The 23,152-nt window shown below is 66.0% G+C and carries 23 protein-coding genes; 10 read left to right on the top strand and 13 right to left on the bottom strand.

The genetic code is table 11. From position 1 onward, the window contains the following. Positions 1-105 precede the first annotated feature (105 nt). Complete coding sequence (locus ACZ5YA_RS12640) at positions 106-576, bottom strand: HU family DNA-binding protein (RefSeq protein WP_054451206.1); 471 nt, start codon at positions 574-576, stop codon at positions 106-108. A 304-nt stretch (positions 577-880) separates the two neighbouring features. Here ACZ5YA_RS12640 and ACZ5YA_RS12635 point away from each other — a divergent pair, with 304 nt between their 5' ends. From ACZ5YA_RS12635 to ACZ5YA_RS12620, 4 genes are all read left to right on the top strand, one after another. Then, positions 881-2,041 (top strand): D-alanyl-D-alanine carboxypeptidase family protein, encoded by a 1,161-nt coding sequence (locus ACZ5YA_RS12635; protein ID WP_464092628.1) that lies wholly within the window; start codon positions 881-883, stop codon positions 2,039-2,041. A 12-nt stretch (positions 2,042-2,053) separates the two neighbouring features. Further along, on the top strand, positions 2,054-2,602 hold the full coding sequence (locus tag ACZ5YA_RS12630) for a hemerythrin domain-containing protein (protein ID WP_118934666.1): 549 nt from the start codon (positions 2,054-2,056) through the stop codon (positions 2,600-2,602). Positions 2,603-2,683: 81 nt separating this feature from the next. Then, positions 2,684-3,556 carry a phosphonopyruvate hydrolase gene (locus tag ACZ5YA_RS12625; RefSeq protein WP_464092627.1) on the top strand — a complete coding sequence of 291 codons (873 nt, stop codon included), beginning with the start codon at positions 2,684-2,686 and terminating at the stop codon, positions 3,554-3,556. Between the two features lie 128 nt (positions 3,557-3,684). Beyond that, on the top strand, positions 3,685-5,442 hold the full coding sequence (locus ACZ5YA_RS12620) for a SulP family inorganic anion transporter (RefSeq protein WP_464092626.1): 1,758 nt from the start codon (positions 3,685-3,687) through the stop codon (positions 5,440-5,442). A gap of 19 nt (positions 5,443-5,461) precedes the next feature. Here the strand turns inward: ACZ5YA_RS12620 and ACZ5YA_RS12615 are convergent, their stop codons facing one another. From ACZ5YA_RS12615 to ACZ5YA_RS12590, 6 genes are all read right to left on the bottom strand, one after another. Then, positions 5,462-6,226 carry an ABC transporter ATP-binding protein gene (locus tag ACZ5YA_RS12615; RefSeq protein ID WP_464092625.1) on the bottom strand — a complete coding sequence of 255 codons (765 nt, stop codon included), beginning with the start codon at positions 6,224-6,226 and terminating at the stop codon, positions 5,462-5,464. Beyond that, the gene (locus ACZ5YA_RS12610; protein ID WP_464092624.1) at positions 6,223-8,112 is read right to left on the bottom strand and encodes an ABC transporter permease; all 1,890 of its coding nucleotides are present in this window, start codon (positions 8,110-8,112) and stop codon (positions 6,223-6,225) included. The genes ACZ5YA_RS12615 and ACZ5YA_RS12610 overlap by 4 nt, the downstream gene beginning before the upstream one ends. Further along, entirely contained in the window at positions 8,112-9,335 is a 1,224-nt protein-coding gene (locus ACZ5YA_RS12605) for an ABC transporter substrate-binding protein (RefSeq protein ID WP_059371754.1), read from the bottom strand. Before ACZ5YA_RS12605 ends, ACZ5YA_RS12610 begins: the two co-directional genes overlap by 1 nt. A 180-nt stretch (positions 9,336-9,515) precedes the next feature. Then, positions 9,516-9,683, bottom strand: coding sequence for a 50S ribosomal protein L33 (rpmG, locus tag ACZ5YA_RS12600; RefSeq protein ID WP_003810296.1), 168 nt, complete (start codon positions 9,681-9,683; stop codon positions 9,516-9,518). Between the two features lie 37 nt (positions 9,684-9,720). Further along, positions 9,721-9,957: a 50S ribosomal protein L28 gene (gene rpmB, locus ACZ5YA_RS12595; RefSeq protein ID WP_006385639.1), complete on the bottom strand. Its 237-nt coding sequence runs from the start codon at positions 9,955-9,957 to the stop codon at positions 9,721-9,723. Between the two features lie 368 nt (positions 9,958-10,325). Then, positions 10,326-11,474, bottom strand: coding sequence for a Bcr/CflA family multidrug efflux MFS transporter (locus tag ACZ5YA_RS12590; protein ID WP_118934510.1), 1,149 nt, complete (start codon positions 11,472-11,474; stop codon positions 10,326-10,328). A gap of 206 nt (positions 11,475-11,680) precedes the next feature. Here ACZ5YA_RS12590 and ACZ5YA_RS12585 point away from each other — a divergent pair, with 206 nt between their 5' ends. The 5 genes from ACZ5YA_RS12585 (at position 11,681) to ACZ5YA_RS12565 (ending at position 17,305) form a co-directional block, all read left to right on the top strand. After that, entirely contained in the window at positions 11,681-12,943 is a 1,263-nt protein-coding gene (locus ACZ5YA_RS12585) for a class I SAM-dependent methyltransferase (protein WP_118934512.1), read from the top strand. A gap of 516 nt (positions 12,944-13,459) precedes the next feature. Continuing rightward, positions 13,460-14,461 (top strand): ABC transporter substrate-binding protein, encoded by a 1,002-nt coding sequence (locus ACZ5YA_RS12580; protein WP_054451214.1) that lies wholly within the window; start codon positions 13,460-13,462, stop codon positions 14,459-14,461. Between the two features lie 235 nt (positions 14,462-14,696). Further along, positions 14,697-15,554: an ABC transporter permease gene (locus ACZ5YA_RS12575; RefSeq protein ID WP_054451215.1), complete on the top strand. Its 858-nt coding sequence runs from the start codon at positions 14,697-14,699 to the stop codon at positions 15,552-15,554. Next, complete coding sequence (locus ACZ5YA_RS12570; RefSeq protein ID WP_059371756.1) at positions 15,551-16,810, top strand: quaternary amine ABC transporter ATP-binding protein; 1,260 nt, start codon at positions 15,551-15,553, stop codon at positions 16,808-16,810. Before ACZ5YA_RS12575 ends, ACZ5YA_RS12570 begins: the two co-directional genes overlap by 4 nt. 120 nt (positions 16,811-16,930) lie before the next feature. Further along, a complete protein-coding gene (locus ACZ5YA_RS12565) occupies positions 16,931-17,305 on the top strand; it encodes a tautomerase family protein (protein WP_054451217.1) in 375 nt (124 codons plus the stop codon). Between the two features lie 57 nt (positions 17,306-17,362). Here the strand turns inward: ACZ5YA_RS12565 and ACZ5YA_RS12560 are convergent, their stop codons facing one another. From ACZ5YA_RS12560 to ACZ5YA_RS12540, 5 genes are all read right to left on the bottom strand, one after another. Beyond that, positions 17,363-17,488: a hypothetical protein gene (locus ACZ5YA_RS12560; RefSeq protein WP_262422097.1), complete on the bottom strand. Its 126-nt coding sequence runs from the start codon at positions 17,486-17,488 to the stop codon at positions 17,363-17,365. 18 nt (positions 17,489-17,506) lie between these two features. Next, the gene (locus ACZ5YA_RS12555) at positions 17,507-17,962 is read right to left on the bottom strand and encodes a hypothetical protein (RefSeq protein ID WP_124260409.1); all 456 of its coding nucleotides are present in this window, start codon (positions 17,960-17,962) and stop codon (positions 17,507-17,509) included. A 440-nt stretch (positions 17,963-18,402) separates the two neighbouring features. After that, complete coding sequence (locus ACZ5YA_RS12550) at positions 18,403-19,368, bottom strand: Bug family tripartite tricarboxylate transporter substrate binding protein (protein ID WP_059371757.1); 966 nt, start codon at positions 19,366-19,368, stop codon at positions 18,403-18,405. Between the two features lie 87 nt (positions 19,369-19,455). Next, on the bottom strand, positions 19,456-19,932 hold the full coding sequence (locus tag ACZ5YA_RS12545) for a MaoC family dehydratase (protein ID WP_192355211.1): 477 nt from the start codon (positions 19,930-19,932) through the stop codon (positions 19,456-19,458). Next, the gene (locus ACZ5YA_RS12540; RefSeq protein ID WP_280015215.1) at positions 19,929-21,176 is read right to left on the bottom strand and encodes a CaiB/BaiF CoA transferase family protein; all 1,248 of its coding nucleotides are present in this window, start codon (positions 21,174-21,176) and stop codon (positions 19,929-19,931) included. Before ACZ5YA_RS12540 ends, ACZ5YA_RS12545 begins: the two co-directional genes overlap by 4 nt. Positions 21,177-21,247: 71 nt before the next feature. Here ACZ5YA_RS12540 and ACZ5YA_RS12535 point away from each other — a divergent pair, with 71 nt between their 5' ends. Further along, positions 21,248-22,144 carry a LysR family transcriptional regulator gene (locus ACZ5YA_RS12535; protein WP_251881277.1) on the top strand — a complete coding sequence of 299 codons (897 nt, stop codon included), beginning with the start codon at positions 21,248-21,250 and terminating at the stop codon, positions 22,142-22,144. 8 nt (positions 22,145-22,152) lie between these two features. Here ACZ5YA_RS12535 and ACZ5YA_RS12530 read toward each other — a convergent pair whose 3' ends face one another. After that, positions 22,153-23,145: a Bug family tripartite tricarboxylate transporter substrate binding protein gene (locus ACZ5YA_RS12530; protein WP_059371760.1), complete on the bottom strand. Its 993-nt coding sequence runs from the start codon at positions 23,143-23,145 to the stop codon at positions 22,153-22,155. Between the last annotated feature and the right edge of the window lie 7 nt (positions 23,146-23,152).

Here is a 23,152-nt window from a genome sequence, read left to right as displayed (position 1 = left end):
AGAGGGCAGGCCCATGCGCCGCACGCGCGCCGGCCGCAGCCCAAAAAAGAAGGGCCCGCCTCTTGCGAGGCGGGCCCTTCCGGCTTGACCGGAACTACGCGCGAATTACTGCGCGGCGTCCTTCAGCTTCTTGAGCGGGCGAACCTTCACCTTGACCGAAGCCGGCTTGGCGGGGAACCAGCGCTCTTCACCGGTGAACGGATCCTTGCCGAAGCGCTTGGCCTTGGCGGGAACCTTCTGCACGGCAACCTTGAACAGGCCGGGCAGCGTGAATTCGCCAGCGCCCTTCTTGTCCACGGAACCCAGCACCGAGGTTTCCAGGCTGGCCAGGACGGCCTTGACCGACTTGGCTTCAACGCCGGATTGCTCAACGATGTAGGCGATGAGCTGGGTCTTGTTCAGAGCAGCCTTGATGGCCTTGGGGGCAGCAGCGACCTTCTTGGCGGCGACGACCTTCTTGACGGCCGGCTTTGCAGCGGGCTTCACAGCGGGTTTGGCAGCAGTTGCCTTCTTTGCGGGCGCCTTGGCGGCGGGCTTGGTGACTTTCTTGGCAGGAGCTTTTGCTTTCGTGGCCATGGTCAAAATCCGTATGTTGAGGTCATGGAGCAGCGCGTGCCGGGTATCGGCGTTTGACGCTACGCGGCCGATGATAGCGGAAGAGTGGCGATTAATGCGGTTTTCTAGCGGGTTTTTGGCCCTTGTTTGTTGTTTTCGACACAGAAAGTGCTTTGTAGAAGGGCTCCAGCAAGATGTCGTGACATTCATCGCGCATCTTTTCAAATGCCTGCGGCACTGAACCAACTGCGTCGAGCGTGTTCCAATTGCGTGCCCTGCGCGAGACCCGCGCGGGAAAAACCAAGCATGGAAGCGAAGCAGTTATATGTTGATGAAGAAGTTGGCGGCGAGCCTGATCGTCGCGGCCGCGTGCATGTCGGGCGCCGTGGCGCAAACGGTGCCCGCGCCGGCCTTGTCGGCCAAGGCCTGGCTCTTGCTGGACGAGACCAGCGGACAGGTGATCGCGTCGCATGCGGCGACGACCCGCATCGAGCCAGCGTCCCTGACCAAGATCATGACGGCCTACGTGGTGTTCGAGGCGCTCAGCAAGAAAGAGCTGTCCGCGGCGCAAATGGTCACGGTGTCGACCCGCGCCTGGAAGGTGCCGGCGGGCAGCTCGAAGATGTTCCTGGAGCCGGGCTCGAAAGTGTCGGTGGACGATCTGTTGCGCGGCCTGATGATCCAATCGGGCAACGACGCGGCCATCGCGCTGGCCGAGGCCGTGTCGGGCAGCGTCGAGGCCTTCGTGGCGCGGATGAACGAAACCGCCGCCAGGCTCGGCCTGCATGCCACGCATTTCGCCAGCCCGCACGGCCTGCCCGATCCCGGGACCTACTCCACCGCCAGCGACCTGTCCGTGCTGGCCACGCGCTACATCCGCGACTTTCCCCAGCTCTACAAGACTTACGATTCGGCCAAGCATTTCACGTACAACAAGATCACGCAGCCGAACCGCAACCGCTTGCTGTGGCTGGATCCCAGCGTGGACGGCCTGAAGACCGGGCACACTGAATCGGCCGGCTTTTGCATTGTCGCCACCGCGAAGCGGCCCAACGGCGCTGACCAGCGCCGCCTCATCACGGTGGTGGTGGGCACGGCGTCGGACAAGCTGCGCACGCAGGAAAGCCGCGAGTTGCTGGAGTGGGGCTTTCAGGGGTTCAATACCATCAAGCTGTACGCGCGCGGCCAGGCGGTCGCCACGCCCGAGGTCTGGAAGGGCGAGCAGGACAGCCTGAAGGCCGGATTCGCGCGCGATGCGTATGTGACGGTACCCGCGGGCGCCAAGGTCGAACCGGTCTGGACGCCGCAGGATCCGCTGATTGCGCCGATCGCGGCCCAGTCCGCAGTCGGCGCGGTGCGTGTGCTGGTGGACGGCAAGCCCGCCATGCAGTTTCCGGTGGTGGCGCTGGAACCGGTGGCCGAGGCCGGATTCGCGGGACGCGCGTGGGATTCCATCCGCTTGTGGTGGCGTGGCCACGCCGGATAACGGAGGTGTGCGATGGCGGTGAGCTTTCCTGGAGGTCCGGCCCCGGCGCCGGGCGCGGATGATCCCTTGGCATTGCTGTCGGCCTGCCACGGCCGCATTTCCCGCCAGTGCGCGACCTTGGGACGCCTAGCCGCGCACCTGCCGGTGCATGGCAGCGACGCCGCGGCGCAAACCGCGGCGGCCAGCGTCATGCGCTACTTCGATACCGCGGCCGCGCACCACCACGAGGACGAGGAAGAGGACCTCTTCCCGGCCCTGATCGAGTCCATGGCCGGCTCCGACGCCGTCTGTCTGCACGCGCTGGTGGACGGTCTGGTGGCCGAGCACCGGCAGCTGGCGCAGCGTTGGGAGCCCTTGCGCCGGGTGCTCGCCGAGATCGCGGCGGGCCGCCAGGCCGATCTGCCCCCGGGGCAGGTGCAGGACTTCACCGATGCCTACGCCGCGCATATCCAGCGTGAAGAAAGCGAACTGCTGCCGATGGCGGCGCGGCTGATCCCGGACGATGCGTTGGCAGGCATCGGGCAAGCCATGAAGGCGCGACGCGGCGGCGAGGCCGGCTGAAGTTTCGGGCAACGCGGGAATTGGCGCTACGATGGCCGCAGCCGGCGCGCGGCGCGCCGGGTTTTCGCCTACCTGCCCGCCATGAACAGAAACGCCCGTTTCCGCCAGAAATTGCAGGATCCCAGCCTGATGCACGCCATGTCGGCGCACAACCCGCTGTCCGCCAGGCTGGCGGCGGAAGCCGGGTTCGATGCCATCTGGGGCAGCGGCTTCGAGCTGTCGGCCAGCTATGCCGTGCCCGACGCCAACATACTCTCGCCCTCGCAGCATCTGGACATGATGCGGGCGATCGCCGCCGCGGTGGACGTGCCCGTCATCGCCGACATCGACACCGGATTCGGCAACGCGATCAATGTCGCGTACATGGTGCCGCAGTATGAAGCCGCGGGTGTGTCGGCGGTGGTGATGGAGGACAAGACCTTTCCCAAGGACACCAGCCTGCGCGCGGCCGGCAGGCAGGAACTGGTGCGGGTCGAGGAATTCCAGGGCAAGATCGAAGCCGCCCGTGGCGCCCGCCGCGATGCGGATTTCTGCGTGATCGCCCGGACCGAGGCCCTGATCGCGGGCGCTGGCGAGCAGGAGGCGCTGGCCCGCGCCCGCGCGTATGAAGCCGCCGGCGCGGATGCCATCCTGATCCATTCCAAGCAGAACACGCCCGACGAGATCCTGTCGTTCGTGGCCGCATGGCAAGGGCGCGCGCCGCTGGTGCTGGTGCCTACCGCCTATCCCCAATTGCGCGAAGCCGATATTCAGGCGCTGGGCAAGGTAGGCCTGGTCATCTATGGCAACCACGCCATCCGCGCCGCGGTGGGGGCGATGCGGGATGTGTTCGCCCGCATCCGCCGCGATGGCGGCATCCACCAGGTGGACGCGGCGCTGCCGGCGGTCAAGGAGATCATCGCGCTGCAGGGCGACGCCCACATGCGGGAGCTGGAACGCCGTTACCTGAAGTAAGCGGGACGCGTTGCGCGCAAGGGGCGCTAGCGATTACGCTAGGCGACCCGCCGCCAGCCCTGTGCGCCGCAGGCGGAACCAATCAGAAAGCAGATGCCGAGGGACAAGAAAGAATGATGCAGGGGGGGATGAGCGTCGCGCGTCGGTTGTTCGGCTCGTGGGTGGACGAGGTCAATGCGCGGACCTTGCGCGCGGATGCGACGGCGGGCCTGCTGGGCGCGCTGCTGGTGCTGCCGCAAGGCGTGGCGTTCGCCATGCTGGCGGGCCTGCCGCCCGAGTACGGCCTGTATTCCGCCATCGTGCCCTGTATCGTCGCGGCGCTCTTCGGGTCCAGCCGCCATGTCATGTCGGGCCCGACCAATGCCAACTCGCTGGCGCTCTATGCGGTGTTGACGCCGCTGGCGGTCGCCGGCAGCCAGGGCTACATCCAGCTGGCGCTGGCCGTGACCGTGCTGGTCGGGCTGATGCAATGGCTGGTGGGCACGCTCAGGCTGGGCTCGCTGGCGCATTTCATCTCGCCATCGGCGCTGTTCGGCTTCACCAGCGGCGCGGCCCTGCTGATCGCCGTGCATGCGCTGAAGGACGCGCTGGGCATGCCGGCGCCGGACGCGCATGGCGCGGGCGCCTTGCTGGCCAGCCTGGCCGCGAATCTGGCGCAGGTGCACTGGGGCGCCTTGCTGGTGACGCTGACCACCCTGGCCGTGGCGCTGCTGGTGCGGCGGCTGGACAAGCGCAAGCCCTACATGCTGGCGGGCCTGGCGGCGGGGGCGCTGGCGGCCGCCGCCTTCAACGCGCTGACCGATGGCGCCCCGGTGTCCGTGCTGGGCGCGCTGGCCCAGCCCTGGCCGCCTTTCCATATTCCCAGCGTCGATTGGCGCGCCTTGCCCGAATTGCTGAGCGTGGCCTTCGCGCTGACCATCGTGGCGTTGGCGCAATCCATCTCCATCGCCAAGGCCGTGGCGACGCGTTCGGGCCAGCGCATCGACGCCAACCGCGAGTTCGTGGGGCAGGGGCTGTCCAATATCGTGGGCGGATTCTTCTCCTGCTACCTGTCCTGCGGGTCGCTCAACCGGTCCATTCCCAACTACGAAGCTGGCGCCAAGACGCCGCTGGCGTCCGTGTTCTCGGCCCTGCTGCTGGTGGCGCTGGTGGCCTTGTCGGCGCCGCTTCTGGCCATGATCCCGCACGCCGCGATTTCCGGGTTGCTGCTGCTGGTGGCCTGGACCCTGTTCGATATCCCGCGCTGGCGGCAACTGATCCGGACCCAGCGCGGCGAAGCGGTCATCGCCGCCGCCACGCTGACCGCCACCATCACCATACGCATGGAAGTGGCGATCCTGCTGGGCACGGTGTTGTCGCTGATGGTCTATCTGCACCGCACTTCGCGGCCCGCAATGCGCACCATTGGCTTCGATACGCGCGGACTGGAGCGGCGCTTCGTGGTGCTGGAGCATGCGCAGGACGCCTTGCCAGAATGCCCGCAGTTGAAGCTGCTGCGCATGGAGGGCTCGGTCTATTTCGGCGCCGCCACGCACGTGGCGCAGCGCCTGCACGAGCTGCGCGCGGCCCCGGGGGCGCCGCGCCATCTGCTGGTAATGGCCAAGAGCATGAACTTCATCGATATGGCCGGCGCGCAGGTCTGGGAAGACGAGCTCGCCGCCAGGCGGGCCATGGGTGGGGACTTGTATTTCCACCGCCCGCGGCCGGAAGTGCTGGACATGTGGCGCCGCACGGGCTTTCTGCAGCGCCTGGGCGAGGACCATGTCTTTCCCGACAAGGCGACGGCGCTGCATACGATCTACGCCAAGCTGGACCGTGGCATCTGCGAGGGATGCCAGGCCAAGATCTTCTGGGAATGCCAGCCCAACGGGCTGAGGAACGACTGAGGCCGCGTGCGCGGCCGGCTCAGGCCGGCTGCGGCGCTTCCGTGCCCAGATAGGCCGCGCGGACCCGCTCGTCGGCCGCAATCTGCGCGGGCTCGCCCTCGGCCAGCAGGCTGCCGCGCACCAGCACCGCGATGCGGTCGGCATGCTTGAAGACCACGTCCAGGCTGTGCTCGGTGAACAGGACCGCAATGCGCTGGGTGTCCGCCAGCGTGCGCGTCAGCCGCATCAGCGCATGGCGTTCATTGGTGGCCATGCCCGCCGTGGGTTCGTCCATCAGCAAGAGGCGCGGCTGGTGCGCCAGGGCCATTGCCAGTTCCACCCGCTTGACGTCCCCGTAGGCCAGCGTGCCGCAGTGCTCCTGCGCCTTGTCCGCCATCTGCACCTGCGACAGCAGCGCCATGGCCTCCTCGGCCGCGTGCCGGGGGGCCCGGCGCCAGGGGTTCAGCAGCAGCCGGTCGCGCGACAGCAGCGCCGTCTGTACGTTTTCGCGCACCGTCATGGAGCGGAAGGTGGCGGCGGTCTGGAAGGTGCGCCCCACGCCCAGCCGGCAGATCTTGCCCGCCGACAAGCCCACCAGTTCGCGGCCGTCCAGCAGCACCGAGCCCGAGTCGGGCCGCAGTTGCCCGCCCAGCGCGTTGAAGCAGGTGGACTTGCCGGCGCCGTTGGGGCCGATCAGGGCGAGCATCCGGCCGGCTTCCAGCGTGAATGACACGCCAGCCAGCGCGTCGATGCCGCCGAACGATTTGCGCAGTTCGCGGACTTGCAGCAAGGGGGCGGTATTCATGCGCGCCCCCTGTTCCAGCGCGCGGCCAGGCGCGCGGCGGCGCCGGCCAGCCCCTCGGGAAAGGCCATGACCAGGGCCAGGATGGCCAGCCCCAGCACCGCGTGCCAGTACTCGGTGCTGCGCGCGGCGGCATCCTGCAGCCAGGTGTAGGACGCCGCGCCTACGAGCGGGCCGGCCAGCGTCTGCAACCCGCCCAGCAGCACCATGACCAGTCCGTCCACGGAGCGGCTCACGGCCAGCGTGTCGGGCGCTATGCTGCCCTTGGAAAACGCGTAGAGCGAGCCCGCCAGGCCGGCGGCAAAGGACGCGGCCACGAAGCCCGCCCATTGCACGCGCCGGGTATCCATGCCCACCGCCTCGGCGCGCAGCGCCGAATCGCGCACGCCCCGCAGCGCATAGCCCAGCGGCGAGAACGCCAGGCGGCGCAGCCAGGCGATGCCGGCCACGCACAGCGCCAGCGTCAGGTAATAGAACCATGGGCCCTGGGCGAGCCAGGCCGACGGCCACAGCCCGATCAGGCCGTTGCTGCCGCCCGTCACGTCATCCCATTGATAGGCCAGCGCCCAGAGGATCTGCGCCACCGCCAGGGTCAGCATCGCCAGGTACACGCCGGACAGGCGCACGCAGAACCAGCCGAACAGCAGGGCGCCGAATGCGGCGGCGAAGGGGCCCAGCAGCAGCGCCGCTTCCATCGGCACGGCCGCCAGCTTCAGGAGCAGCGCGGCGCCATAGGCGCCCAGGCCGAACCAGGCAGCATGGCCGAACGAGGTCATGCCGGCCAGTCCGGTGAGGAAATGCAGGCTGGCGGCAAACAGCGCGGCGATCAGGATTTCGGTCAGCAGGATGCCCAGATAGGGACTGTGCGCGGCCGCCACCGGCGCCAGCAGCAGGAGCGCCAGCAGCGCGCCATAGGCCAGCCGCAGCCCGCGGCCGGCCGGGGCGATCGGGCGCTCGGGCGCGGCGGCGTGCGCCGCGGGCTCGGGCGGCTTGCCCAGCAGGCCCCAGGGCCGCACGATCAGCACCACGGCCATCACGGCGAATTCCGCCAGCAGCGTGAGTTTGGACAGATTGAAGAGCCAGGGGCCGATCTGCACCTGTCCCAGGAACACGAACAATGCCTTGACCGAGCAGATCAGCAGGGCCGCGAGGAAGGCGCCGGGAATCGAACCCAGGCCGCCCACCACCACCACCACGAAGGCGCTGGCGATGATTTCCAGGTCCAGGCCCAGGGTGGCGGGCACGCGCGGCGCCGCCAGCGCCCCGCCCAGGCCGGCCAGGAACGCGCCCAGGGTGAATGCCGAGGTGAACAGCCAGGCCTGGTTCACGCCCAGCGCGGCCAGCATCTTGCGGTTCTCCGCCGCGGCCCGCAGCAGCCGGCCCCAGCGGGTGCGCATCAGCAGCAGCCACAGCAGGCCCAGCACCACGGGGCCGGCGGCGATCAGCAGCAGGTCGTACTCGGGATACCGCCGGCCCAGGATCTGGACTGCGCCGGACAGGCCGGGGGCGCGCGCCGCAAACAGGTCTTCCGGCCCCCAGATGGCCAGCGCGGCGTCGCCGATGATGAGCACCAGCGCAAAAGTCGCCAGCAGCTGGAACAGTTCGGGCGCCTGGTACAGGCGCCGCAGCACCAGCCATTCAGCGGCCGCGCCGATGAGGCCCGTGGCCAGCGCCGCCAGCAGCAGCCCGGCCCAATAGCCCGCGCCGTCGCCGAAGTAGTTGGTGAAGGTCCACGCCAGGTAGACCCCTAGCATGTAGAAAGAGCCGTGCGCGAAGTTCACCACGCGCGTGACGCCGAAGATCAGCGACAGGCCGGCGGCGACCAGGAACAGCGCGCTGGCGTCCGCCAGCCCATTGAGCAGCTGCAGCAGCAGCCCGGACAGGCTCATCAGTGCGCCGGACGCATCTTGCGCACTTGCTCGTCAGGCGGCTGCAGGCGGGCGCCGTCGATGTAGGCGAAGTCCTTCATGATGCCCTTGCCGTCTTCCACCGCGGTCACGCCCACGTACACGCCCATGGTCGACTGGTGGTCGATCTTGCGGTACTGGATGGGGCCGTAGGGCGTGTCCACCTTCAGGCCGGCAAACGCGTCGACCAGTTTTTCCGTGTCCACTTCGCCCGCCGCCTTCAGGCCCTGGGCGATCGACATGAGGGACGCGTAGCCCACGACCGAGCCGACCTTGGGCGTTTCGTTGTAGCGCTTCTTGTAGGCTTCGACGAAGGCGTTATTGGCCGGGGTGTCGATGGCGTACCAGGGGTAGCCGGTGACGATCCAGCCGGTGGGCGTGTCGGCGCCCAGCGGCTCCAGGTATTCGGGTTCGCCGGACAGCACCGACACCACGGCGCGGTTCTCGAACAGGCCGCGGGTATTGCCTTCGCGCACGAAGCGCGTCAGGTCGGCGGCGAACAGCACGTTGAAGATCGCGTCGGGCTTGGCGTCGGCCAGGGCCTGCACCACGGCGCCGGCATCGACCTTGCCCAGCGGCACGGCCTGCTCGGCGACGAATTCCACGTCGGACTGGAACGAAGTCATCATGGCCTTGAAGGTGGCCACGGCGGACTGACCATATTCATAGTTGGGATAGACGATGGCCCAGCGCTTCTTGCGCAAGGCCAGCGCCTTGGGGGCCAGCGCCGCCACGTGCATCCAGGTGGAGGGGCGCAGGCGGTAGGTGTAGCGGTTGCCGTCCTGCCAGGTGATCTTGTCGGTGAGGGGTTCGGCCGCCAGGAAGAACACCTGCTGCTGCTTGGCGAAATCCGTCAGCGCCAGGCCGGTATTTGAAAGAAAGCCGCCGAACAGCAGCTCGACCTTTTCGCGGGCCAGCAATTCCTGGGCCGCGCGCACCGAATCGCCGGGGTTGCCGTTGTCGTCGCGCGAGATCACTTCCAGCTTTCGGCCCAGCACGCCGCCGCTTGCATTGACCTCTTCCAGCGCCAGCTGCCAACCCTTCTTGTAGGGGCCGAGGAAGGCGGGGATGGCCTTGTAGCTGTTGATCTCGCCGATGCGGATGGGCGGCTCCTTGTCCTTGGCCGAGGCGGCGGAAGTCAGCGCCAGGGCCAGGAGTGCCGGCGCCACGGCGCGGCGCAACAGAGTGAGGCAGGGACGGAACATGTCAGGTATCGCGTGGAGAAGGAATCTGGCGCCAGCAGGCGCGGCGGATGACAGCGGCCCAATTGGAACATGGGCCTTCGCCCCGGGGCAATAGACAGGCGCGGCGCGCAGCGCCCGCCCGGAAACGAAAAAAGGCCCTGCGGTGCAGGGCCTTTTCGTCTTGCGGGAAAACCGGCTGAATTACTTCAGCTTGGTTTCCTTGTAGTCAACGTGCTTGCGAGCGACCGGATCAAATTTCTTGATCAGCATCTTCTCGGGCATGTTGCGCTTGTTCTTGGTGGTCGTGTAGAAATGACCCGTGCCGGCAGTCGACTCGAGCTTGATCTTTTCGCGGATACCTTTGGCCATGTCGTGCTCCTAGTATGTAGATTGGCGGGGAGGCTGATTAAGCCAGTTCGCCGCGGGCACGCATTTCGGCCAGCACGGCGTCGATGCCGTTCTTGTCGATCGTGCGGATGGCCTTGGCCGAAACACGCAGGCGGACCCAGCGGTTTTCGCTTTCAACCCAGAACCGGCGCGATTGCAGGTTGGGCAGGAAGCGACGCTTGGTCTTGTTGTTCGCGTGCGAAACATTGTTGCCCACCATCGGGCCTTTGCCGGTCACTTGGCATACGCGTGCCATGGATGCACCTCTTTAGGTCGTTCTTTTGCGCGCATCGCTTGGGGGGTAGACAGGGTTTTAGCCGCCGGGCTGTAGAGGCTTCGTACGCTGCTGCTGTACCTTGCCTAAGCCGGCCACCCAGTCTTAGTGGATGAGGGGGGATCGGAATGGCCATCAAAGCCCAGTCTGGTCCGCCCCAGTGCTTATACCCGCTGCCTGCCACCCGCTGAATTCTTGTAAGAACTTCTGGAAATCCCGGAAGGAATCGCCAGACATCGCGCGGTTGGGGTCAGAGTGCTGAACTACAAAGCATAGTAGTTCGGCACGGGAAACTTCATGTGAAGACTTAGATTCTAATATGAAAAGCCTAATTAAATCAAGCGGCGACGCTATGTGGTGTGCGATTGCGCCACGCGGCCCGAGATCCAGGACAGGCAGGCGCAGGCCGCCAGCGTGGTCGTCAGGGGCAGGGCGCTGTCGGTCTGCCAGGCGCTGACGGCAAAACCGGCCAGCGCGCCGCAGGACAATTGCAGCGTCCCCAATAGTGCGGAAGCCGCGCCCAGCCGCTTGCCCTGGTCCGCCAGCGCCAGCGCCGCCGAGTTGGGATTGACGAAGCCCTGGCTGCCCATGTAGCAGATGAGGCACAGCATCAGCAGGGGCAGGCTCATCCAGCCGGCCAGCGTCAGCGCGACCGCCGCCAGGCTGGCGCAGGCCAGCGAGGTCAGCGCGCGGCGCTGCAATTGGCGCGGCGTGTAGGCGCGCAGCAGGCGCGCGCTGATCTGCGAGCAGATGATGAGCGACAGCGCGTTGGTGCCGAACAGCAGGCCGTAGTACTGGGGCGGCACGCCGTAGAGTTCGATGAAGACGCGCGGCGAGCCGATGATGTAGGCGAACATGCCAGCCTGGCCGAAGCCGCCGGCCAGGCTGTGCGCCATGAAGCCGCGGTGCGCGAACAGGTCGCGGTAGTTGCGCAGTATGGTGTGCCAGCGCAGCGGCACCACGCGTTCAGGCGCCAGCGATTCCTTCATGATAAGGATGACGGCGGCCATCAGCATCGCACCACCGGCCAGCATGACCCAGAACAGGCTGCGCCACGAGGTGATGGCCAGCAACTGGCCGCCGGCCAAGGGCGCGAGGATGGGGGCGAGGCCCATGATGAGCATCAGCAGCGACATCGCGCGGGCGGCTTCATGGGTTTCGTAATGGTCGCGGATGACCGCACGCGGGATCACGATGCCGGCGGCGCCGCCCATGGCCTGCACCACGCGCCAGCCGGTCAACGCTTCCACCGATCCGGACAGCGCGCACCCCAGCGAACCGATCATGAACAGCGTCAGGCCGACGAGCAACGGCGGCTTGCGGCCGTAGCGGTCGGCCATCGGGCCATAGAACACTTGCACCATCGCCAGGCCGATCAGGTAGGCGGCCAGCGTGCGTTCGACGTCGCCGCGGGACACGCCCAGGTTTGCCGCGATCGTGGGGAAGGCGGGCAGGTACATGTCGATGGCGAACGGACCGATCGCGGTCAGCGCGCCCATGAGTATCAGCCAGCCAGGCAGGCTGCTGCGGAAAGACTGTGAAGGGGGCATGTCGATTGCGGGGTAGCGCAGTGGCAGGGCCCGGATGCGGTTTGTTGCACGGTTTGGGCCAAGTAAACGACTGTATCACGGGCAACCTTACAAGCAAATTGCAAGTTTTTTCCGATAAAGTCATTGCGGTCCGTACGTATTCCAGAGGAGAAGTCGTGAATCCTTTGTTGTCTGTTGTGGAACGCAAACTCCAGGCCCTGCCGGTCCCGGTCCAGCTGGTTCTGCCCGACGGCGCCGTGCTGGGGCCGCCCGAACCCCGTGTCCGTTTCGTCACGCACGACAAGACCGCCCTGGCGCATCTGGCCGAAGGCGCGGTGGGCGTGCTGGGGCAGGATTATGTGGAAGGCCGCATCGACATCGAGGGCAATATGCGCGATGTGATGGCCGCGGCTTCGGCGCTGCTGCCGGGGTCGCCGGTGGACGCGGCTCGCGGCGGCTGGCTGACCGAGCTGGTGCGCAAGGTGGTGTCGGTCTGGCGCCATTCGGTCGAGCGCGACGCCAAGCAGATCGAATTTCACTACGACCTGTCGGATGACTTCTACGCCCTCTGGCTGGACCCGCGCCGGGTCTATTCCTGCGCTTACTACCGCGAACCGGGCATGACGCTGGCCCAGGCCCAGGAGGCCAAGCTGGACCACATCTGCCGCAAGTTGCGCCTGCGTGCGGGCGAACGGTTCCTGGACGTGGGGGCGGGCTGGGGCGGCCTGCTGCTGTGGGCCGCCGAGCATTATGGCGTGGACGCCACCGGCATCACCCTGTCGCGCAACCAGCATGCCCATGTCAGCAAACTGATCCAGGAGAAGGGGCTTGCAGGCCGGGTCCGCATGGAGCTGCTGGACTACCGCAAGCTGGACGAATCCGCGCCCTACGACAAGATCGCGTCGGTCGGCATGTTCGAGCACGTGGGCCGGGCCCAGCTCGAAGGCTATTTCGCCAAGCTGCGCCGCCTGCTCAAGCCGGGCGGACTGATCATGAACCATGGCATTACCGCGGCCGGCGTCTACAACGCCGAGCTGGGCAACGGCATGGGCGAATTCATCGAGAAATACATCTTCCCGGGCGGCGAGCTGACCCACGTCAGCGTGGTGATGGAAACCCTGACCAACGGCGGCCTGGAAGAGGTGGACGTGGAAAACCTGCGGCCGCATTACGCGCGCACCCTGTGGGCCTGGAGCGATGCGCTGGAGGCGCGCCTGCCTGAAGCGGCGCGCATCCTGGGCGGCGAGCAGGGCGAGCGTTCGCTGCGCGCCTACCGGCTGTACCTGGCTGGCTGCGCCATGGCGTTCGAGCACGGCTGGATTGCGCTGCACCAGATCCTGGGACAGCACCCGGCGACAGGACGCTCCGACGAGCTGGACAATCCGCCGGACCTTGCCTACCCCTGGCGCCGGGATTACATGTACGCCAAGAACGAGTAGCGGCCGGCAGATGTCCGCAGGATGGTCGGTTTCAATGGAATTGGCGACGGAAAACTGTCCGAAACGCGTCCATCCACTGGCCGGAACCGCGATTTCCCGCCCGTTTGAAGCGGCTAAAGCGTATGGATATGAATTTATTGTTTACTGAATGTATCTGTTCGTCTGAATCAAAATCCCCTAGGTAAAGTCGCTGTTTCACTCCTTGCGCTTGCGGGTAATCCCGGACCATTTTTTCGGGAAATGTATCTGATTCATTCCGGGGTGGGGTTGGGTTGAGCATCAATTTCGTTTAAGATGCTGGCTTCTTCGTTCAGTTTGTTCACTTTCTGTGGGTTTTCAAAAACTGCGTTTTTGAAGCTCCTGTCTTGCAAGATGCCGCACCCTCGCGGACCGTCTTGTTGCTAGTGTCGGTTTGTATTGGCGGTTCTGCCCGTCTTCCGCACAACCCCCTTAGCTCCATGGCACCTCCGGGCCCAAGCCTGGCGTGTGTCCCTGAACCTATGGAGGCAAAAGCCAATGCGTTTTACCCCTGTCAAGACCCTGGCCGCCGCGGCTGTGTTCTTCGCCTTCGCCGGCGCGGCCCAAGCCGCCGATGCCGTCCAGTGCGAAATCAAGCGTCCGGTCAATTTCGGCGCGATGAACTGGGAATCCAATCTGGTCCTGGTTGACGTCGAACGTTTCATCATGGAAAAGGGCTACGGTTGCAAAACCGAGACCCTGCCGACCGAAACCCTGCCCGCCCTGGCTGCGCTGGAGCGCGGCGACCTGGATATCAATACCGAGATCTGGCTGAACAGCGTTGCCGATCCCTGGGACCGCGCCGAGAAGACCGGCAAGGTCAAGCGCATCGGCGATCTCTACATGGGCGCCGAGGGCTGGTACATCCCGCGTTACACGGCGGAACGCCTGCCCGAATTGAAGTCCGCGGCCGACCTGCCGAAGTTCAAGGACAAGTTCAAGGATCCGGAAGAGCCCGGCAAAGGCCGCTTCTACGGCTGCCCGGCGGGCTGGGGCTGCGAGATCACCAGCAATAACCTGTTCCACGCCCTGAAGCTGGACGACAGCTACACCCTGTATTCGCCCGGCACGGGCGCGGCGCAGAAGGCGGCCCTGATGTCGGCCTACAAGCGCAAGCAGAACGTGGTCTTCTACTACTGGTCGCCCACGCCGCTGGTGGGTTCGATGGACCTGGTCAAGCTGGACATGCCGCCCTACGACGCCGAAAAGCACAAGTGCCTGACGTCGCCCAAGTGCGCCAAGCCCGAGCCCAGCGCCTATCCCGACAACCCCGTCTTCACGGCGGTGAACACCAAGTTCTCCGAGGAAGCGCCCAAGCTCACCGAATTCCTGTCCAAGGTCTCGGTGCCGCTGCCGGTGATCAACGAAACCCTGGCCCACATGGAAGAGTCCGGCGACGAAGCCAACGCCGTGGCCAAGTGGTTCCTGAAGAACAAACCCGACGTCTGGACCAAGTGGGTCCCCGCCGACGTCGCCGGGCGCGTCCAAAGCGCGCTGTAACCCGCCATGTGCCTGGCTGCGCGCCGTCGCGGCGCGCTCCGGCCCTTCATGGGGCCGGTTTCCTTTGCCAGGATGGCCGCCGGCCGGGCGCTCGCGCCCGGACCGAGATGCGCTGGCGCTGCCGGGATGGCCGGCCGTTTTCTAGCTGGAAGCCGCAAGCTTGCGCCGCATCGCCCGATTCCTGGGCATGCGGGCGCGGTCCGGGCGGTGAGTGCGCCAGAATGGAGTAGAACGAATGTTTCCTGAAATTATTCCCGCCCGGCAGGTCCGGGGGGCGATCGACGGCTTTGTCGATCACTTGGTCACCAACTATGCCGACACGCTGGAGACCCTGTCCCAGCCCGTCCTGCATGCCTTGGTGTGGCTGGAGCAGCTGCTGCGCAATTCGCCCTGGTGGGCGGTGGTCGCGGTGACGATCGCGATCGCCTGGGGCGTCAGCCGCCGTATCGGCCTGAGCCTGGCGATGGGCGCGCTGCTGTGCGTGATCGGCGTGCTGGGCCTGTGGGACGCCGGCATGCAGACGCTGGCGCTCATGATCATGGCGGCCGGCCTGTCGGTGATCATCGGCATCCCGCTGGGCGTACTGATGGCGCGGGTCAACTGGCTGCGCTCCATCATGCTGCCGGTGCTGGACGTGATGCAGACCATGCCCAGCTTCGTGTACCTGATTCCCGTGGTCATGCTGTTCGGCCTGGGCAAGATCCCGGCCATCATCGCCACCGTGATCTACGCCGTGCCGCCGCTGATCCGCCTGACCGACCTGGGCATCCGCCTGGTCGACCGTGAAGTGCTGGAAGCCTCGCGCGCCTTCGGCGCCAATCCGCGCCAGCAGCTGTTCGGCGTGCAGCTGCCGCTGGCGCTGCCCAACATCATGGCCGGCATCAACCAGACCACGATGATGGCCCTGTCGATGGTGGTGATCGCCTCGATGATCGGCGCGCGCGGCCTGGGTTATGAAGTGTTGCTCGGCATCAACCGTCTTGAAGTAGGCCGCGGCCTGCTGGCGGGCTTGGGTATCGTGGTGCTGGCCGTGCTGTTCGACCGGATCACGCAATCGTATGGACAGCGCATGCGCATGGGAGGCCAGCGATGAGCAAGATCGAGGTCAAGAACATCTACAAGGTCTTCGGGCCGCATCCGAAGAAATGGCTGGAAGCCGCCCAGGGCGGCATGAGCAAGGAACAGCTGCTGGCCGAAAGCGGCCACACGCTGGGCCTGCGCGACATCAGCCTGTCGATCGAAGAAGGCAGCATCTACGTCATCATGGGCCTGTCGGGTTCCGGCAAGTCCACGCTGATCCGCCACTTCAACCGCCTGATCGAACCCAGCGCCGGCCACATCCTGGTCGATGGCGTGGATGTGGTCAGCCTGAACAAGCGCGACCTGGAAGTCTTCCGCCAAAAGAAGATGAGCATGGTGTTCCAGCGCTTTGGCCTGTTCCCGCACCGCACCGTGCTGGACAACGCCGCCTACGGCCTGACCGTGCAGGGCGTGGGCCGCGCCGAACGCGAAAAGCGCGCCCGCGAATGGCTGGACCAGGTGGGCCTGTCGGGCTTTGAAAACCAGTACCCGCACCAGTTGTCGGGCGGCATGCAACAGCGTGTCGGCCTGGCCCGGGCGCTGGCCACCGATGCCGAAATCCTGTTGATGGACGAAGCCTTCTCGGCGCTGGATCCGCTCATCCGCCGCGAGATGCAGGACCAGTTGCTGCAGCTGCAGGCCAAGCTCAACAAGACCATCGTCTTCATCACCCATGACCTGGACGAAGCCCTGCGCCTGGGCAACCGCATCGCCATCCTCAAGGACGGCGAACTGGTGCAGGAAGGCACGCCGGAGGACATCCTGCTGAACCCGGCCAACGACTATGTGCAGTCGTTCCTGCAGGACGTGAACCGCACCAAGGTGCTTAACGCCACGCACGCCGTGAACCCGGCGCGCCTGACCCTGACCATGCGTTCGCGTCCCGCCCATGCCATGGACCGCATGCGCGCCCTGAGCTACGAATATGCGCCGGTGCTGGACGGCAAGCGGCTGGCCGGCGTGCTGACCGCCGAGGCCGCCACGCGCGCCATCGAGGAAGGCGCGCGCGATATCTCGCGCTACGTCGAGGATCTGGCTTCCGTGCCGGCCACGGCCGGCCTGGGCGAAGTGCTGGCCCAGCTGGTGCACAGCGACCAGCCGGTCGCTGTGACCGGCGAAGACGATGAGTTCATCGGCATGCTGTCGCGCAAGAAGGTCGTGGAGCTGGTGACGCCGGCCCTGGCCGAAACGGCGCCCGCGGCGGAAGCCGCCGCTGCCGCCGACGCGCAGGAGCAGTCCGAACCCGAGCGCCGCGACCAGGCGGCCTGACAGGGAGAAACCCTAATCCGGATTGGGGCCGCGCGGCCGTCCGCGGCGCCCCGATCCGGATATGATGGTTTGCCGGCCGCCTGGGCCGGTTTCTCCTTTTTCGGAACATCGGAATCAGTCATGCCAATTTTGAATGTCCAGATCATGGAAGGCCACACGGCCGCCCAGAAGGCTGCGTTGCTGCAGGCCGCATCCAACGCGGTGGTTGAAAGCATCGCTGCGCCGCTGCCCAGCGTGCGCATCGTGCTGCAGGAAGTGCCGGCGGCGCATGTGATCGTGGGCGGTGAAATCGGCAAGGCCATGGCGCGTGTCGACGTCGCGCTGATCTCGGGCCGCGACGAAGCCAAGAAGGCCGCGCTGATCGCGGCGCTGAACCAGGCGGTGTGCGCCAGCATCGGCATCTCCGGCCAGGACGTGCGCGTGCTGCTGCGCGACGTGCCCAATACCGACATGGGCGCGGCCAACGGCATCACGGCCAAGGCCAACGGCCGCTGAGTTTTGCTGCCAGTTCGGCAGCCCTGGAAATACAGCCTCCGACAGCAAGTCGGAGGTTCATGGCAGCCCGATCACTGACATCGCCGCTACCCAAAGAAAGCCAAACGACTCGCCGCGATTTCCTCTCGATAAATCCATTCCGTCGGCGATGAAGAGCAGGTCTTTCGCCGAGATTTCTCTCATTCTATTTTTCTGAAGAAATCAGCAACGACCATTTTTTACTTGCACCGCAAGATCTCCCGCGCTCTCTTTTTTCATAACATCCCCATGCATGACAGATACACTCGAGTTCATGGCCTGAATTTTCTCGAATGCATATCCAAAGGCTGTGCTCTTGCCTTTCTTCAAACCGCATAGCGCATAGAGTTTTGCCACCGTGCTCCGGTTGTCATCATTGATGACCGACAAGAAGAAATCATCCGCATCCGGTCTTTCGAGAATTTTCGCCATTTCCTTTTCGGCTCCGGATATGCCGCCAGCAAATCCGACCATTCCCAGACTGAATTGATCCGCATCAAGTGCAGACGCATCAAAATTCCGAGCCGTTGCGACGATCGGCGCCAACGACAAGGGCAATACCTGCATAGCCACCGTGATGCATAACGGCGCAAATCGGGATAAATGTGCGGAAGTTGGGTTGTAGAGTTTGTCCTTCATGGGTAGGTCCTTTCAAGATGAATGAAAAGGATGGACCCGCGCCTCTCAATCATGGTGGCATAGCGCGCGTCGACATCTGAAAATTCACTCAACGGCCTCCAGCATATCCTGCTCTCTTCATCTCACTGCTTTCTGGCGCGGGGAGCTATTTTCCCAAATTCGTGCGAGGACAAAACTCCTCAAACTCATAGCTTGGAAATCCACGAGATGAGATATCGGTGTGAGCTCCGGGTGCAGTGCGCAAGCACAGGAGTTTTCGAAATAAAAGAAGGTCCCCCAGCGTGGAAGGCTTGACACGGGTGCTTACGCAGGCATCATCGCCCCCACTGTTCGCTCAGCCGACTGACGCCGCGTGAGTTCGTTCAAAGGTGGTTAGTGCAACTAGAAAACCTGGGGGCGGTTCAGTTCGCGAGCGTTTTTGCGTTTGTCTTCAGCAACCATTAGTCCAGCTTCACGTTGGCCGCCTTAACCACTTCTCCCCAGCGCGCGATTTCGCTCTTGATGTAGGCAGCGTATTCCTGCGGCGTGGAACCCAGCGCCTGCGCGCCTTGTGCCTTGAGCTGCCTGGTCATTTCAGGCGATTGCAGCGCGCGGCGGATTTCGGCGTTCAGTTTGTCGATGACCGGCGCTGGCGTGCCTGCCGGTACCACCACGCCTTGCCAGGCGCCCATCTCGAATCCGGGCGCCACCGTTTCCGCCACCGTCGGCACGTCGGGCAATTGCTCGCTGCGCGTGCCGCTGGTTACGGCCAGCGCGCGCAGCTTGCCTTCGCGGATGAAGCCCAGCGAATCGTTCAGCGTATTGGTCATGAGCTGCACCTGCCCGCCGACCAGATCCGTCATGGCCGGGGCGCTGCCGCGATAGGGGACGTGCACCGCGTCGATCTCGAGCGAGCGCAACAGCAGCAGGGCGCCCAGGTGCGTGACGTTGCCGGCGCCGGCCGACCCATACGACAGCTTGCCGGGATGCTCGCGCGCATACTGCACGAAGGTCCGCGTGTCCGGCGCCGGCACGGAAGGATGCACCAGCAGCACCAGCGGGATCACCGCCGTGGAGGACACCGGCGCGAAGTCCTTGACCGGGTCGAAGGCCAGCGACCGGTACAGATTGGGGCTGAGCGCGATGGAGGAGGTGTTGTACAGCACGGTGTAGCCATCGGGCTTGGCGGCAGCCGCGTACTGCATGCCGATGTTGCCGTTGGCGCCGCCCTTGTTTTCGACCACGACGGTCTGGCCCAACTGGTCGGTCAGCTGCTTGGCCAGTACCCGGGCGACCAGATCGGTCGGCCCTCCAGGCGGGAAGGGCACCACCATGGTGATGGGGCGTTCGGGCCAGGCGGCGTGGGCGCTTGCGGCGGCGCCCAGCGCGAGAATGGCGAGGCTGCCTGCCAGCAGTGCTTTCTTCATTGCTTGTCTCCTTGTGCTGTTCTTGTGACGCGGATGGCGTCCCGGCGCCAGCGCCCTCTATGGGGCGCTTGATCGCCTGATGAAAGTTCAGGGCCTGCCGGCCAGCATGCGCGTGGCCGTGTAGGCCATTACCGGCTTGCCGTGCTGGTTGCGTACTTCGATCACCGAGGCGACCACTGCCCGGTTGTGCTGCGAGGTGGGGCGTATGCTCGTGACTTCGATCTCCGCCCAGATGGTGTCGCCCGCGACCACGGGCGCCAGCATTTTCTTGTGGACTTCCAGTAGCGCCAGCCCGGTGCCTTGCACCATGCCCTGCATGATCAGCCCCTCGATCAGGCCGTAGGTCAGGCCGCCGGGGGCGGGGCGTCCCTGGATCGCGCCATGGGCATAGGTGGCGTCGATGAAGATCGTCTCCAGCATGCCGGTCACGCTGATGAAGTTGACGATGTCGGTTTCGGTCACCGTGCGGCGGAACGTCTGAAAGCGCTGGCCCACGGCCAGGTCCTGCCAGTAATAGCCCTGGCCAAGCTGCTTGATGTCGGCGGCGTTGCGGTCGGCGGTCATGCGGGGTCCTTGCGGTTGTTCGGGGTTGAGGGATGCGCGTCGCGGGCTGCGCCCGATTCCAGAAGCCCGGCGATTTGCGCGTCGTCCAGGCCGGCCTGGCGCAGCACGTCCAGCGTGTGCTCGCCCAGGCGCGGCGGCATCGCGGCCGGCACATGGGAATGCTGCAGACGTACCGGGTTGCGGGGAAAGCGGTAGCGGCTGCCGGAAGCGCTTGCTAGCGGCGCGAAGAAATCCACGCTTTGCAGGTGCGGGTCGGCCTCCAGGTCCTGCAGGCGGTTGATGGGCGCGGCGGGGATTTCCAGGCGCGCGCACAGCGCCAGCCAGTAGGCGGTATCGCGCCCGGCCACGATGCCTGCTTGCAGTTCGTAGAGCGTTTCGATGTGCCGCGTGCGCGATGCGATGTCGGCAAAGCGCGCGTCCTGCGCCAGATCGGGGCGGTCCGCGGCGATGAAGAAGTCGCGCCAGTGGGCGTCGGTATACGGCATCAGGCAGACATGGCCGTCGGCGGTTTTGCACGGTTTGCGCCAGGGCGTGAGCACGCGCGGATAACCGGCCTCGCCGGGCTCGTCGGCCAGGTGCCTGCCGTAGTAATGCTCGACCAGCGCGTAGGACGCCATGCTTTCGAACATGGGCACTTCCAGCTGTTGGCCCGCGCCGGTGCGCTCGCGCTGGAACAGCGCGGCCAGGATGGCGTGCGCCGCGATCAGCCCGCAAGTCTTGTCGGCGGCCACGGTGGGCAGGTAGCGCGGCGCGCCGGTCTGGCGGTCCACCAGGTCGGCCAGGCCCGAGAGGCCCTGGATGATGTCGTCGTACGCCGGCAGGCCGTCATAGGCGCCGCCCGCGCCGAAGCCGTACAGGCCGGCGTAGACCAGCCGCGGGTTGCGCGCGCACAGCGTGTCCGGATCCAGTCCCAGCGCGGCCATCTTGGCCGGGCGCATGCTGTGCATCAGCACGTCGGCCTGGTCCACCATCGTCAACAGCGTCTGGCGCGCCGCCGCCTGCTTCAGATCCAGCACGATGCTGCGCTTGTTGCGGTTCAGGCCCAGGAAGATGGCGGCCAGCCCGGGCTCCTGGGCGGGGCCGGTATGCCGCGTCGAATCGCCCGCGGGCGATTCCACCTTGATCACGTCGGCGCCGTAGTCGGCGAGTATCTGCGAGGCGTAGGGGCCGAACACCACGGACGTCAGGTCCAGGATGCGCACGCCGCCCAATGCGCTGGCTTGGGATAGGGGAGTGGCTGTCATGGTGGAAATCCTATCGGCCGTCGGCATACACGTCTAATATGGCGTCGGTATTGGGCGATATGGAATTTATTATGGCTATCGATTTGCGGCAGCTCCGGCAGTTCGTCACCATCGCGGAGCTGGGCAGCTATCGGCGCGCCGCGGACACGCTGCATATTGCGCAGCCGGCGCTGTCGGTCTCGATCCAGAAACTGGAACACGCGGTGGGCGCGCCGCTGCTGGTGCGGGGCCCCAAGGGCGTGACGCCGACGCCTGCGGGCCAGGCGCTGATGGCGGACGCCCGCCGCGCGCTGTTCCACGCCGACCAGGCGCGCCAGGCTGCCCGCCGCGTGGCGCTGGGCGAGTGGGGTACGCTGCGGCTGGGATTCGTGGGCTCGGCTACCTACATGCTGCTGCCGCGTTGCCTGCCGGTCTTTCGCGCGCAGTATCCGGACGTGCAACTGGACCTGCGCGAGGACAGCACGGTCGGCCTGGTCGCGATGCTGCGCGCCAACGATATCGATGCAGGCCTGGTGCGCGGTCCGCTGGCGGAAGACGCGGCGCTGGACTCCTGGGTGGTGGAGCGCGACGACCTCATCCTGGCCGTGCCGGCGGGGCATCCGCTGGCCGCGGGCGGGCCGGTCAGCCTGGAGCGCGCCCGCGCCGAGAACTTCGTGCTGTATTCGCCCCTGAAAGTGCCGGGCCTGCACGGCGTGGCGCAGGCGCTATGCCTCAAGGCCGGGTTTTCGCCGCGCATCAGCCAGGAGGCGATACAGGTGCAGACGCTGATCAGCCTGGTCGCCAGCGGCATGGGCCTGGCGCTGGTGCCGGGCGTGACGCGCGCGTATTCGACCCCGCACGTTGCCTTCGTGCCGCTGACCGACGCCGACGCGCACGATGCGCTGTCCCTGTCGCTGGTGACGCATCGCGACACGTCCTGCGCGTCGGTGCTGCGCCTGCGCGACTCCATGCTGAGTCCCGCAGGCTGAAGGCGCGGCTAGTTCTTCAGGCCCAGCTCGGCAACGAATTTCCTTTCTTCCGCGACTTGGCGGACTGCGAAGTCGGTGTAGGCGGCGCTGTCCATCAGCATGTGGGGCTGGTCGGCGGTTTCCAGCGCGCGGTTGTACTCCGGATCGCGGGACGCGCGGTGGAAGGCTTGCTGCAGGATGCGTGTGACCTCGGGATCCATGCCCTTCGGTCCGGCGATGCCGACCGGATTGGCCGCGACGATGGGATAGCCCAGTTCCGTCAGCGTGGGCGCGTCCGGCACGCGCTTGGCGCGGGCTTCGCCCAGCACCGCCAGCAAGCGGGCTTTGCCGGTGTCTATCATCGGCCCCCAACCCGCGTCCGAGATCATCTGGATATGGCCGCCCAGCAGCGCGGTGGTCTCTTCGGCCGCGCCCTTGTAGGGGATGAAATTGAAGCGCGTGTTCGTCAGCCGCGACAGGCGTTCGATCGCGATGCGCCCGGAGCCGCCGGTGCCGGTGCCGCCGTAGCTGATCTTGTCGGGATGGGCGCGCGCGTCCGCGATCAGCTCGTCCAGCGTGCGCCAGGGCGCGTCCTCGCGTACCACGATGGCGTAGGAATAGGCGGTCATGCAGGCGACGTAGGTGAAGTCCTTGAGCGGGTCGTAATTGACCTGCTGCAGAAAGGGGTAGCGGAACAAGGTGCCGACCACCACCGACACCGTATAGCCGTCGGGTGCGGCGGTCTGCGCCATGGCTGCCGGGCCCAGTGTGCCGCCCGCGCCCGGCCGGTTGGCGATGACGACCGTCTGGCCCAGTTCGCGCGAGGCCGCGATCGCCAGCGCGCGCATCTGCGTATCGGTCGCGCCGCCAGCCGGAAATGGCACGATGAGCGTGACAGGGCGGGCCGGAAAGCCCGTGGCGCTGGCCGGACGCGGCAAGGCCAGCGTGGCGGGCAGGGCCGCGCCCAGCTTGAGCAGGCTGCGGCGCAGGGGCGAGGGAAGGCTGCGATGAGGATCGTTCATGATTGTC

Source organism: Achromobacter sp. JCM 18799 (genome assembly GCF_055395645.1).
The sequence above is the reverse complement of the archived record's forward strand: the minus strand, read 5'-3'. Positions and strand labels throughout refer to the sequence as shown.